The organism is Nonomuraea monospora (genome assembly GCF_039531895.1).
GTDB lineage: Bacteria > Actinomycetota > Actinomycetes > Streptosporangiales > Streptosporangiaceae > Nonomuraea > Nonomuraea monospora.
In genome coordinates, this window is record NZ_BAAAQX010000067.1 from 25,767 (window position 1) to 38,065 (window position 12,299).

14 protein-coding genes and 1 riboswitch are annotated in these 12,299 nt (G+C 71.0%); of the genes, 7 read left to right on the forward strand and 7 right to left on the reverse strand.

Annotated elements, in window-relative coordinates:
- The 5 genes from ABD331_RS58545 to ABD331_RS58565 form a co-directional block, all read right to left on the reverse strand.
- Positions 1 to 1,155, reverse strand: coding sequence for a lipid-transfer protein (locus ABD331_RS58545; protein WP_425566289.1), 1,155 nt, complete (start codon positions 1,153 to 1,155; stop codon positions 1 to 3).
- A gap of 26 nt (positions 1,156 to 1,181) precedes the next feature.
- Complete coding sequence (locus tag ABD331_RS58550; protein ID WP_344495908.1) at positions 1,182 to 1,589, reverse strand: Zn-ribbon domain-containing OB-fold protein; 408 nt, start codon at positions 1,587 to 1,589, stop codon at positions 1,182 to 1,184.
- Positions 1,590 to 1,631: 42 nt separating this feature from the next.
- Entirely contained in the window at positions 1,632 to 2,996 is a 1,365-nt protein-coding gene (locus ABD331_RS58555) for a S8 family serine peptidase (protein WP_344495909.1), read from the reverse strand.
- Positions 2,993 to 3,601, reverse strand: a complete 609-nt coding sequence (locus tag ABD331_RS58560; protein ID WP_344495911.1) for a hypothetical protein — start codon at positions 3,599 to 3,601, stop codon at positions 2,993 to 2,995. The genes ABD331_RS58555 and ABD331_RS58560 overlap by 4 nt, the downstream gene beginning before the upstream one ends.
- An 87-nt stretch (positions 3,602 to 3,688) precedes the next feature.
- Positions 3,689 to 4,495 (reverse strand): SAM hydrolase/SAM-dependent halogenase family protein, encoded by an 807-nt coding sequence (locus tag ABD331_RS58565; RefSeq protein WP_344495913.1) that lies wholly within the window; start codon positions 4,493 to 4,495, stop codon positions 3,689 to 3,691.
- A 117-nt stretch (positions 4,496 to 4,612) separates the two neighbouring features.
- On the opposite strand from ABD331_RS58565, the gene ABD331_RS58570 reads away from it, so the two are divergent.
- The 3 genes from ABD331_RS58570 to ABD331_RS58580 are packed head-to-tail and all read left to right on the forward strand — an operon-like array spanning position 4,613 to position 6,359.
- Entirely contained in the window at positions 4,613 to 4,912 is a 300-nt protein-coding gene (locus ABD331_RS58570) for a DUF3263 domain-containing protein (RefSeq protein ID WP_344495915.1), read from the forward strand.
- Between the two features lie 39 nt (positions 4,913 to 4,951).
- Positions 4,952 to 5,722 carry a trehalose-phosphatase gene (gene otsB, locus ABD331_RS58575; protein ID WP_344495917.1) on the forward strand — a complete coding sequence of 257 codons (771 nt, stop codon included), beginning with the start codon at positions 4,952 to 4,954 and terminating at the stop codon, positions 5,720 to 5,722.
- A gap of 58 nt (positions 5,723 to 5,780) precedes the next feature.
- A complete protein-coding gene (locus tag ABD331_RS58580; protein ID WP_344495919.1) occupies positions 5,781 to 6,359 on the forward strand; it encodes a hypothetical protein in 579 nt (192 codons plus the stop codon).
- Between the two features lie 21 nt (positions 6,360 to 6,380).
- Here the strand turns inward: ABD331_RS58580 and ABD331_RS58585 are convergent, their stop codons facing one another.
- The gene (locus ABD331_RS58585) at positions 6,381 to 7,553 is read right to left on the reverse strand and encodes an MFS transporter (RefSeq protein ID WP_344495921.1); all 1,173 of its coding nucleotides are present in this window, start codon (positions 7,551 to 7,553) and stop codon (positions 6,381 to 6,383) included.
- A gap of 42 nt (positions 7,554 to 7,595) precedes the next feature.
- Positions 7,596 to 9,020 carry an alpha,alpha-trehalose-phosphate synthase (UDP-forming) gene (locus ABD331_RS58590; RefSeq protein ID WP_344495923.1) on the reverse strand — a complete coding sequence of 475 codons (1,425 nt, stop codon included), beginning with the start codon at positions 9,018 to 9,020 and terminating at the stop codon, positions 7,596 to 7,598.
- Between the two features lie 31 nt (positions 9,021 to 9,051).
- Here ABD331_RS58590 and ABD331_RS58595 point away from each other — a divergent pair, with 31 nt between their 5' ends.
- The 4 genes from ABD331_RS58595 (at position 9,052) to ABD331_RS58610 (ending at position 11,821) form a co-directional block, all read left to right on the forward strand.
- Entirely contained in the window at positions 9,052 to 9,606 is a 555-nt protein-coding gene (locus ABD331_RS58595; RefSeq protein ID WP_080044716.1) for an RNA polymerase sigma factor, read from the forward strand.
- 79 nt (positions 9,607 to 9,685) lie between these two features.
- A riboswitch (SAM riboswitch) is annotated at positions 9,686 to 9,828 on the forward strand.
- 13 nt (positions 9,829 to 9,841) lie between these two features.
- Entirely contained in the window at positions 9,842 to 11,077 is a 1,236-nt protein-coding gene (gene thrC, locus ABD331_RS58600; protein WP_148443442.1) for a threonine synthase, read from the forward strand.
- Positions 11,078 to 11,101: 24 nt separating this feature from the next.
- The gene (locus ABD331_RS58605; protein ID WP_043633550.1) at positions 11,102 to 11,377 is read left to right on the forward strand and encodes a MoaD/ThiS family protein; all 276 of its coding nucleotides are present in this window, start codon (positions 11,102 to 11,104) and stop codon (positions 11,375 to 11,377) included.
- Between the two features lie 243 nt (positions 11,378 to 11,620).
- Complete coding sequence (locus tag ABD331_RS58610) at positions 11,621 to 11,821, forward strand: cold-shock protein (RefSeq protein ID WP_068927743.1); 201 nt, start codon at positions 11,621 to 11,623, stop codon at positions 11,819 to 11,821.
- Positions 11,822 to 12,299: the final 478 nt, after the last annotated feature.

Sequence of the window (12,299 nt, forward strand, 5' to 3'; positions counted from 1 at the left end):
CTAGCGCATCGCGATGATCGCCGACCCGTGGCCGAACAGGCCCTGGTTGGCGGCGAGACCGACGCGGGCGTCCGCCGTCTGGCGGGCGCCCGCGCGGCCTCTGAGCTGGTCCGCCAGCTCGCAGAGCTGGGCGAGCGCCTGGGCGGGGATCGCCTCGCCGAACGACGCCAGGCCGCCCGACGGGTTCACCGGGAGGCTGCCGCCCAGCGCCGTCCGGCCGTCGCGCAGGAGCTTCTCCGCCTCGCCCGGCGGGCACAGGCCGACGTCCTCCATCCAGTCCAGCTCCAGCGCCGTGGACAAGTCGTACACCTCCGCCAAGGAGAGGTCTTCCGGGCCCGCCTCGGCCTCTTCGTATGCCGCGTGCGCGATCGCCGCTCTGAAGGGCCTCTCAGGCGCGGGCACGGCCGCGCGGGAATCCGTGGCGAAGTCCGGCAACTCCAGCACCGTGTTGGGGAAGACGGGGGTGACCGTCGAGACGGCGGCCAGGCGGACGAAGCCCGTGCCCCGGCGGCGGGCGAACTCCTCCGAGGCCAGCACCACCGCCGCGCCGCCGTCCGAGGTGGCGCAGATGTCCATGAGGTGCAGCGGGTCGGCCACCATCGGCGAGGCCAGCACCTCCTCGGCCGTCACCGGCTTGCGGTAGCGGGCCAGCGGGTTGAGCGAGCCGGCCAGCGCGTTCTTGACCTTCACGGCGGCGAAGTCGGCCGGCGTGGAGCCGTACAGGGCCATCCGGCGGCGGGCGTACAGGGCGAAGTAGGCGGGGTTCGTCGCGCCCAGGAGGCGGAAGCGCAGCCAGTCGGGGTCGTCGGGACGGTCGCCGCCCACCGGCTTGAAGAAGCCCTTGGGGGTCGCGTCTGCGCCGACCACGAGCGCCACGTCGCACAGGCCCGCCAGGATCCGGGTGCGCGCGATGTCCAGCGCCTGCGCCCCCGACGCGCAGGCCGCGTAGCAGGAGGCGACCCTGGCCCCCGACCAGCCCAGCTCCCTGGCGTAGGAGGCGCCGGAGACGAAGCCGGGGTAGCCGTTCCTGATCGTGTCGGCTCCGACGACGTACTGCACGTCGGTCCACTCCAGGCCGGCGTCCCGCAGGGCCTCGCGGGCCGCCGCCACGCCGTACTCCAGGAAGGGGCGGCCCCACTTGCCCCACGGGTGCATGCCCGTCCCCAGCACCGCCACCGCGCTCACGACGCCCGCCCCCACATCCACACCAGCGGCCCGTCGGTCAGCGGGCCGGACGTCAGCTCCAGCTCCATGCCGACCTGGAGCTGGTCCACCGTCATGCCCTTGACCTGGCCGAGCACCACGATGCCGACCTCGTCCAGCTCCACCGCCGCCAGCGTGACCGGCACGTAGGGGGTCGCCGCCACGAACGGCGCGGGCGGGGGGTAGCAGGCGTTGGTGTACGACCAGACGCGGCCGCGCCTCGGCAGGGGCAGCTCCCGCATGTCCGTGCCCGCGCAGCGCGGGTCGGGGCACGAGCCGCGCCGGGGCGGGAAGCAGATCGTGCCGCAGGCGGTGCAACTGGTGCCGAGGAGGTGGACCCCGTCCTCGGGGGAGATGGCGAACCAGCCGTCGATGGCGTAGGTCATAGCCGGAGTATCACACAAGCGCTTGCTAGGTTGAATGGGTTTCTAGGCACGGTCCTCCGCCCGCCGGGCCTGGCGCAGCATCACCCGCGCCGACATCACCATCGCCAGCAGCAGCATGCCCGCCACCACCGGCAGCCTGGAGCCGGGCGCGGGGCCCGCGCCGAAGTACGGCCCCGGCCTCGGCGGGCCCTGCGGCGGCACGGTCAACCTGGCCGCCTCCCGCAGCGCGAGCAGCGCGTTGGCCACGCCGTGCCCGTACGCGGGGCTGTAACCGTCGGCGGGCCGCCGCCTGGTGCCCAGCTCGACGGCCATCCTGACGTGGTACGGCGACAGGCCCGGATGCGCCGACCTGACCAGCGCCGCGATGCCCGCCACCAGGGCCGCGGCCGAGCTCGTGCCGTCGCCCACCACGTACGAGTCGGCGCCGTCGGCGGTCACGATCTCCGTGCCGGGGGCCACCACCGACACGTAGTCCTGCTTGTTGGAGAAGGGCGCCACCTTCAGCCGGCGGTCCACCGCGCCCACCGCGATCACGCCGGGGTAGGCGGCGGGGAAGTTCTTCCTGTTGCCCTGCTCGCCGTCGTTGCCCGACGACGCCACCAGCACGGCGCCCTTGGCGATCGCGTACTGGACCGCCTCCTCCTCCGCGGCCGAACCCTCCCAGGCGCCGCTGCCGCCGCCCAGCGACATGCTGATCACGTCCGCGCCGTGGTCGGCGGCGTACCTGATGCCCTCGGCCAGCGCGTCCCGCCAGCCCGCGCGTTGCTTCTCGCGTCTGGGGTCGCCGTTCTCCAGGGTCACCCTGACCGACAGGACCTTGGCGGCGGGCGCCACGCCCAGGACGCCGCCCTTGCGGGCGTCGCCGTGGCCGCGGCCGGCGATCAGGCTCGCCATCGCGGTCCCGTGCGGCCCCCACGCGCCCGCGTTCGCCTTGGCCCGGTACGTGTTCGGGGCCGGGCCTGTGCCGGTCGTGGTGGTCAGGTCGGGGCCTTGGATGACGGCGCCGCGCAGGTCGGGGTGGCGGCCGTTCACGCCGGTGTCGAGCACGGCCACCACCACGCCCGCGCCCTTGCTCGACCGCCATGCCTCCGGCAGCCGGAGCGCGCCGAGCTGCCACTGCCCGGCCCGCGCCGCCTCGGCCACCTCGTCGGCCCGCGCGCCCTCGTCCCCGTCCGCCCACGACACGGATCCGGCGACACCGGCCGTCAGCCCCGCCGTCGCGGTCACCAGCCCGGCGAGCAGGACGGGCAGCATCCGCCTCCGCACCCGCCCGGTCAGCAGGACGGGCGGCACCCCCTTCGGCACCCGCCTAACGCTCCCGCCCGAGCCGCCACACGCCCCCAGCGGCCCGTGGCCACGTCCCGGCGGCTCGGCGCTCCACGCCGCGGGCTCGTCGCTGCGGCTCATCGGACCAGCGCTTCGTGCAGCGCCGTCGCGAGCTGCCGCGCCGCGTCGCGCAGCCGCGCCACCACGCGATCCCCCGGCTGGTACGCCCGCCCGTCCGCATACCCCGCAGCAGTCCCCACCAGGTACCGCTCCCCGGACCCCACGACCACCCCGGTGAAGTACTGCCGATCACCGAACCGCGCGGCGGGCCCGCCGGGGAAGGCGGCGGGCCGCACGGTGGCGGGCCGCCCCGAGCCGTCGCGGCCGGGGGAGGGGGCGTCGAGCACGGCGATGCCGACGGTGACGACGAAGGTCTGGGTGCTGTCGGCGTAGGTGGCGCGTAAGGCGGTGCGGCAGCCGGGCCGTACCGCGGCGGGCTGGAAGGCGGTCACGCAGGGCGCCTCGGGGGCGACCCCGGTCAGCACGTACGTGACCCGGGCTCCCGAGGGGCTGGAGCCGGGCACCGCGCCGGGGAAGACCCGGGCGACGGGCCAGGCGTGCCAGCGTTCGGCGACGGGCGGAGCCGGGGCGGGCCAGAGCGAGGAGATGAGGGACAGCAGCACAACGGACAGGTGGTGGTACACGGCGACCTCGAACGGAAGGGGAGGGACCTCCGATCTGCCCATGCATTCTGACATGGGAGTGCGCCGTCAATCCGACGGTTCGGTAAACAGACCGATACGCGGAGTAATTACGGATCTGCGGCTTTCCGCCTACGGTGAGGGTGAAAGTCGTACATGTGCCCCCGGTGGGAGCCCCAGCCGCTGGGCCGCGTCCCCGGAGTTGACCGCGATCGCGATCAGCCCCGCCGAGTCCGCGAACGCCACCAGCTCGCCGGGCGGCACCGCCGCGTACGTCTCCCTGTAAGGCAGCGCGAGCTGCCGCCGCCCCAGCCACACCCCCAGCGTGTCGCCCACCCGCACGCCCAGCGCCTGGAGGTCGCCCGCCGCGATCGACAACTGCGTGTTGCCGTAGCGGTCGACCGAGACGACCTCACCCTCCACCGAGCCCTCGCGCAGCAGCGAGGTAGGCTCGGGCAGCGAGACCAGCCTGGCCAGCGGCACCTCGGGCCCCAGCTCGGCTGGTTGCAGCCCCCCGCACAGCCGCCCCGCGACCGGCGAGAACACGTCGCGCCCGTGAAAGGTCGGCGAGACAGGGTGCAGGAAGTGATCGGCGTTGCTGATCTCGTACGCCGCCCGCGCGCCGCCGCTGGCGTGCACGGCCCACGACAGCAGCCCGTTGTCAGGGCCGATGAACACCCGGCCGCCCGCCTCGACGGCCACCGCGCGCCTGGCGCCGCCGGCGCTCGGATCGACCGCGCCGATGTGGATGCCGTGGGGGAGGTAAGGGATGGTCTGGGCGAGAACCGCCGCGCCGCGCCGTACGTCACCGGAGGGGATCAGGTGGCACACGTCGATCACCCGCGCCTCGGGGGCGATCCCGGCGATCACACCATGACAGGCCGCCACATAACCATCCTCAAGCCCGTAGTCGGTGAGGAGCGTGATGACTGGGGTCACATTTCGTGACTGTACGTCTCCCGATCCACCGTGAACAGCCGCACTCCGCACATTACGATGGCCACGGGCCGCGTGCGGGCGACGCGATCGTCATCCGCCCCTTTCGAGGAGGACACCATGGGAGCACCGCTCAGCGGTGACAATGCTGCCCAGGAACCGTCCCGCCAACCACTCTCGGACCGCGAACTCGAGCTCCTCGCCTTCGAGCGCCAATGGTGGCGCTACGCGGGCGCGAAGGAGCATGCCATCAAGGAGACCTTCGGGATCTCCGCCACTCGCTACTACCAGTTGCTCGGCGTCCTGATCGACAGGCCGGAGGCTCTAGAACACGACCCCATGCTGGTCAAGAGGCTGCGCAGGTTACGGTCCACGCGCCGGCGCGACCGCGCGGCCAGGAGGCTTGGCATGCGCCCCTGACCCGCTGGGTACGGCAGGCGCGTGAAGAACATCCCTGGAATGGAAGCGATTCTCAGTGATCCGGCAGGCGCCGTGATCGGGCTCGACTTCGACGGCACCTTGTCGCCGATCGTGCCCGACCCCGCCAAGGCCGTGATCCACCCGAAAGCGCCCGAGGTACTCGCCGACCTGGGCGCCCACGTCCTCGCGGTGGCCATCGTGACCGGGAGGCCCGCGGCCACCGCACTGGAGCTCGGGCCGGGCCTGGCCGACGTGCCGGGGCTGGTCGTGCTCGGGCACTACGGTTTCGAACGCTGGGAGGGCGGGCGGATCTCCGCGCCCCCGCCCCCGCCGGGCGTGCCGAGGGCCGAGGCCGAGTTGCCGCTGCTGCTCGACTCGCTCGGCCTGCGCGAGGTGGCCATCGAGGACAAGGGCCGGGCCGTGGCCGTCCACACCAGGCGCAGCCCCGACCCGGAGGGCGCGCTGGAGAAGCTGCGCGAGCCGCTGGCCGAGCTGGCCGCCAAGCACGACCTGGTGCTGGAGCCCGGCCGGATGGTGCTGGAGCTGCGTCCGCCCGGCATGGACAAGGGGCACGCGCTGAGCCTGTTCCTGGCGGAGCGGGCGGCGAGGTCCGTCATGTTCGTCGGGGACGATCTCGGCGATCTCGCCGCTTTCGACGCCGTACGCGACTCCGGGCTGCCCGGCGTGACCGTGTGCAGCGGCTCCACCGAGGTCACCGCGCTCGCGGAGCGGGCCGACATCGTGGTGGACGGGCCCGAGGGTGTGGTGGCGCTGCTCGCCGAGCTGGCCTCCGCCTTCACCCGTACGTGAGCGCCGCTTTCAGTCGTTGGTGACTGGTCTGCAAGTCGTGATCCCTAGGGTCGGCGGCATGCACAAGCGTTTCCTCGCCGTCGTGGCCGCCAGTGGCGTGGCCGCGGCCACCCTCCTGTCCTCCTCGCTGCCCGCCGCCGCCGCTCCCGCCCAGCAGCTCACCTTCAGGGGCATGACGCTGTACGTCCCGATCACGTGGGTGGTGCACCGGTTCGGCGCCGACGCCGTCCAGGTGGTCACCGGCAAGTGCCGCAAGGCCCGGGGGTGGAGCACGCCGGAGTGCGACTCGTTCTACCTCCTCGGGCCGAAGTACCTCAAGATCGGCGCCGAGGGCTTCGGGCCGTACACCGGCAAGCGGCCCTTCTACACGGCCAGCGACGTGCAGCCCTGCCCGTTCAACGACAAGTGGGGCGAGGTCGTCGGGCCCAAGGTCAGCCGGGGGCTGCGGCAGGTCGGGCCGGGGCACAAGGCGGCCTACAACGCGTGGCAGGCCAAGTGCGTCTCCTACTCCAGCAGCAAGGTGCACACGCGGTTCACGCAGCGGGAGTGGTACCTGCCGAAGACGAAGCTGCTGGTGGTGGACCAGTGGAACACGCCGGGGCTGGCCGACACGCTCAAGCACGCCGACTGGACGTAGCCGCACGAGCAGTGTCCTGGCTTACGTGCGGCGGCCGGTCACGAGCACGCCCGCGATCGCGAGACCGATGAGCGCGGGCACCATCAGGAACGCGGTCCGGGTGCCGAAGCCGTCGGCCAGCGCGCCGAGCGCCAGCGGCCCGGCCGCCATGGCGGCGCCCGCCCAGATGGGCGAGGCCGCCGCCGCCAGGTCGGCGCGGTCGCCCGAACCGGCGATCAGCGCGGTCATCGCGAGCGGGAAGTGCAGGGCCGCGCCCAGCCCGCAGATCACCAGCCCGGCGTACGACAGCACCGGCTGGCCGCTCAGCCAGAACACCAGCCAGCCGGCGAGCGTCAGGCCCAGCGCGCCCGCGAACAGCGGCGCCGGCGGTAAACGCAGCGCGAGTTGCGCCCCCGCGAACCGGCCCGCCGCCAGGCCCGCCACGAACGCCGTCAGCCCGGTGGCGGCGGCGGCCGTGGACAGGCCCGTGCTGGTGGCCAGGAGGTCGGCGGCCCACAGGTTGAAGGTGAACTCCAGCGCGACGCAGCAGAACAGCACCAGACCGGCCAGGTGGAACCGCCACCCCACCCCGCTCACCGGACCCGACGGCCTCGTGACGGCGGGGCTCGCAGGTTCCCTGTGGCGCGGCCATGCGCGTCCCATGGAGACCACCAGCAACACGCTCAGCACCGGCGTGAACAACAGCGCGGCCCGCCATCCCAGCACGCTCTGCGCCACCACGCTGAGCCCGAACGTCATCACGATCCCCGCCACCACCGCGACCGCGTTGGCCTCACTCAGCGCCGCGGCCCCGGCGGCCCCGTGGTGGTCGGAGAGCGCGGCCATGGCGGTGTAGAGCATGACCGACCCGAAGCCCCCGGCCACGCCGTACCCCAGCAGGGTCAGCGGCAGGGACCCGGCGGCGAAGACGGTGAGCATCCCGGCGTTCATCCCCGCCACGCCGATCCAGCTCGTCGCCCGCCGCCCGTACCTGCGGGTGAGCAGGGGGAGCAGGAGCCCGGCCGTGATCGTGCCGGCGGCCATGGCGGTGCCGTGCAGGCCCGCGACGGTGGCGGAGGTGCCCTGGTCGGCGCGCAGCAGCGGCAGGGCGGCGCTCAGGCCGTAGACGAAGGTGGCGAAGATGCTGAGTTGCAGGTAGATGAGCCAGGTGGGGCGGTCTCTGATCAGACGGACGGTCGATAGGGCCGTGGTCACCCGGCAGCCTCCCGGTGATCGGTATGACCTTGCCCTCCCATGTTAGGTGAGCGCTTCGAGCTGGGTCGCGAGCCACTTCTGCGGCGGCAGGGCGGTGGCGGCGGCGTGCAGCTTGTCGCGGCGGCTGCGGCGCTCGTCCTCCGGCATGACGAGCGCGTCGTGCAGGGCGGCGGCGGTGCCGCTGATGTCGTAGGGGTTGACGACGAGGGCGTGCGCGCCCAGCTCGGCGGCGGCGCCGGCTTCGCGGGAGAGCACGAGGGCGCAGCTCGGCGACAGGATCGGGCCCTCCTTGGCGACCAGGTTCATGCCGTCGCGGATGGGGTTGACGAGCAGCACGTCGGCCATCCGGTACGCGGCCAGCGAGCGCGGGTAGTCGTCGTTGACGTTGAGTATGAGCGGGTCCCAGTCCTCGGTGGCGTACTCGTCCTCGATCTGCCGGGCGCAGCGCTGAACGGAGGCGGTGTACTCGCGGTACTCGGGCAGGTCGTGGCGGCTGGGGTAGGCGAAGGCGAGGTGCACGACGCGGCCGTGCCATTCGGGGTGGGCGGCGAGGAACTCGCGGTAGGCGATCAGGCCGCGCACGATGTTCTTGGACAGCTCGGTGCGGTCGATGCGGACGATCAGCTTGCGGTCGCCGACCTGTTCGCGCAGCGCGGTCATGTGCGACTCGACGTCGGGCTCGCAGGCCCGCCGCCACAGGGCCTCGCCGTCGACGCCGAGGCTGTGCACGCCGATGCGGGTCGTCCTGCCCTCGTAGGTGACGCTGCGCCCCACCCGGTCGGCCTCCGCGCCCAGGAGCCGCTCGCAGCAGTCCATGAACGCCTGCGCCCACCTGTCGGTGAGGAACCCGGCGTGATCGGCCCCCAGGATGCCCTCCAGGACCTCTCCCGCCACCTCGTCGGGCAGCAGGGAGAAGTATTCGGGCGGCGCCCACGGGGTGTGGCTGAAGTGGGCGATGCGCAGGTCGGGCCGTTCGGCGCGGAGCATGGCGGGGGTCAGGGTGAGGTGGTAGTCCTGCACCATCACCCGGGCGCCGTGCCCGGCCTCCTCGGCCAGCGCGAGCGCGAACGCGCCGTTGTAGTCGCGGTAGGACTCCCACTCGCGTTCGAACCTGGTGCCGAAGTTCGGCGAGTTGGGGATGTCGTAGAGCAGATGGTTGACGAACCAGAGGGTGGAGTTGGCGACGGCGTTGTAGGCGCGGTGGAAGGTGGCGGGCGGGATGTCGAGCATGCGCAGCGGGCCCGTGTCGTAGCCCGCGTGGTCGATCCGGCCGCCCGTGGCCAGGCGGACCGCGATGCGGTCGCCGTCGGACAGCGCGGCGCAGACCCACAGCACCCCGTCGTCCTTGGCGACGCCCGACAGCCCGGAGACGAGGCCGCCGCCGCCGCGTCTCATCGTCAGCTCGCCGTCGTCGGAGACGGTGAACGAGACAGGGCCTCTGTTCGAGGCCAGCAGCACGCTGTTCATCTCGGCTCCCTTCGATCATAGGATCCCAGCTATGGCGCTTGATGAGCTAACCGAGGAACTCGCCCGCTCCGCTGCTGCGGGAGATCATCGCGCACTTGGCGAGCTTCTCGCGCGGATTGAGCCGGATGTGATGCGGCATTGCGCCCGGATCCTCCCCTATCACCAGGACGCGGAGGAGGCCTCGCAAGATACGTTGCTGGCGGTGGCGCGTAATATCGGCCGTTTCGAGGGGCGCGCCAGGTTCAGCACGTGGCTGCACATCGTGACGGCCAACTGCGCGCGCACCACGTACCGGTCGTTGAAGCGCAGGGCGGCGGAGCAGACCTCCGACGAGTTGCCGATGCAGAAGCCGGACGTGCGGCGGGTCAGTGTGATCGCGGGGTCGCGGCTCGACCTGCTCGACGCGATGGAGGCGCTGGAGGCCGACAAACCCGACCTGGCGCAGGCGCTGGTGTTGCGCGACATCGTCCAGCTCGACTACAACGAGGTGGCCGAGCAGCTCAACATCCCGCTGGGCACGGCCAAGTCGCGGATCCATCAGGCACGCAAATACGTGCAGGGTGTGCTCGGCGAGGACTATCGCTGAGACCGCTTGTCTCGCATATTGAGACGGCTGCTAATTTCGGCCACTTAAGCGGGTAGAGTCCTTTTCAACAACTGCATATTGCTCATCCAGAGGGGTGGAGGGACCGGCCCTGCGAAGCCCCGGCAACCCTCCCGGCTTTCGACTCGCGACCTGGCGAGGCCGACCGGGACAAGGGTGCCAATTCCGGTTCGCGGTCAAGGTGGCCGTGGGCGAAGATGAGGGAAGGCCTCGCTTCATGTCGCTTGACTTTGGTCCTGCCGTCGCTCTGTCCTGCCGCGAGTGCGGCGCCCGTTACCCGCTGGGCCCGAGCTTCGCGTGTCAGGAGTGTTTCGGGCCGCTGGAGGCGGCCTACGACTTCGGTGACGTTACGCGGGCGCAGATCGAATCTGGCCCTGCCAACATCTGGCGTTACCGCTCGCTGCTGCCCGTCCCCGCCGACGTGGCCAGTAAGCCGAATATGAACCCCGGCTGGACGAAATTGGTCAAGGCCGGAAACCTCGGCCGCGCCCTCGGCATCAAGTCCCTTCACGTGAAGGACGACTCGGGCAACCCCACCCACTCCTTCAAGGACCGGGTGGTGGCCATGGCCGTCGAGGCGGCGCGCAACTTCGGCTTCCACACGCTCTCCTGCTCCTCCACCGGCAACCTCGCCGGCGCCGTCACCGCCGCCGCCGCGCGGGCCGGGCTCGACGCGTGCGTGTTCATCCCGGCCAACCTGGAGCAGGCCAAGATCGCCATGGCCCGCGTGTTCGGCGGGCGGCTGATCGGCATCGACGGCACCTACGACGAGGTCAACCGGTTCTGCTCGGAGCTCATCGGCGACCCGATGGGCGACAAGTGGGGCTTCGTCAACGTGAACCTGCGGCCCTACTACGCCGAGGGCTCCAAGACGCTCGCGTACGAGATCGCCGAGCAGCTCGGCTGGCGGCTGCCCGAGCAGATCATCATCCCCATCGCCTCAGGCTCGCAGCTCACGAAGATCGACAAGGGCTTCAAGGAGCTCATCAAGCTGGGCCTGGTCGAGGACACCCCGTACAAGGTCTTCGGGGCCCAGGCCGCCGGCTGCTCGCCGGTGTCCACGGCCTACAAGGCCGGGCACGACGTCGTCCAGCCGGTCAAGCCCGACACCATCGCCAAGTCGCTGGCCATCGGCAACCCCGCCGACGGGCCGTACGTGCTGGACATCGCCAGGCGCACCGGAGGTGGCGTCGAGGACGTCACGGACGCCGAGATCGTGGCCGCGATGAAGCTGCTGGCCTCGACGGAGGGCATCTTCGCCGAGACCGCCGGCGGCGTCACCGTCGGCGTGCTGAAGAAGCTGGTGGAGAGCGGGCGGCTCGACCCCGAGGCGGAGACCGTGGTGCTCAACACCGGTGACGGCCTCAAGACGCTCGACGTGCTCTCCGGCGAGTCCGTGGAGCCCACGGCCGTGATCAAGCCCTCTCTCGACGCGTTCCGCGCGACTGTCTGACAACCAGGAAAGGCGATTAGAACCATGAGCGTTTCTGTGCGGATTCCCACCATTCTGCGCACGTACACCGGGGGGAACGCGGAGGTCAGTGGCGAAGGCGCGACTCTTCGTGACGTGCTCGCCAAGCTCGACTCCGACTACCCGGGGATCGGCGCGAGAATTCTGGATGAATCGGGCAAGATTCGTCGTTTCGTCAACGTTTACGTTGGGGAAGAGGACGTCCGTTTCGCCGAAGGGCTCGACACTCCAGCCCCTGAGGGCACTCAGATCTCCATCATCCCGGCGGTTGCCGGCGGCTGAGCCTCCCGCACCCTGCTCTTGAAGGCGCCCCTAGTGGGCGCCTTCTCCTTTTCCCGGCCAATTCAACGTTGAACGACCTGGGCTGCGAGGAAATAGGCAGTTTGCGGATTGACTCTGTTGCCAAACCCCTTGCCACAGGTATGGTCGAGGGCGATCGTCTGGCTGCTTTTCCGTTAAGTCATACGATTACAGGTCCCGCGGAGGAATGGGCGAGATCTGGGAGACCAGTAAGAGGAGTCGGAAGTGGCGCAGGGCACCGTCAAGTGGTTCAACGCGGACAAGGGCTACGGCTTCATCGCGGTAGACGGTGGAAAGGATGTATTCGTCCATTACTCAGCGATCATGATGGACGGGTACCGCTCTCTCGAACAGGGGCAGCGTGTCGAGTTCGAGATCACGCAGGGCCAGAAGGGGCCGCAGGCGGAGTCCGTCCGCGCGGTCTGAACGTCCAAGCTGGTATGCACCGGGCGGGATCGCGCGGCAACGCAGTCCGCGCGAGCCGTCACCTCTCTTTCGCCGACTCGCGTGCGGCGAGCCGCCAGGCGGCTCGCCGCACCGACTGACTGACCTGGGCGGGAATGCCGGGCGTGGTGGTGCTCGCTTGCACTCGGCAGGGTAGAGTGCTAAACAGTTCGTTGGCACTCTGTGCAGCAGAGTGCCAACATCCGGATCGAGACGACGGGGTCTGCCGCACGGAGATGTGGACCCATGCCGTCGCGGGCGTCGGCTCGGTCCACGACAAGCCACCCTGCATCTGGGAGGTCCAGCCTTATGGCAGCCAAGATGATCGCGTTTGACGAGGACGCCCGGCGCGGTCTCGAGCGCGGTATGAACCAGCTCGCCGACGCCGTCAAGGTGACCCTCGGCCCCAAGGGCCGCAACGTCGTGCTGGAGAAGAAGTGGGGCGCTCCCACGATCACCA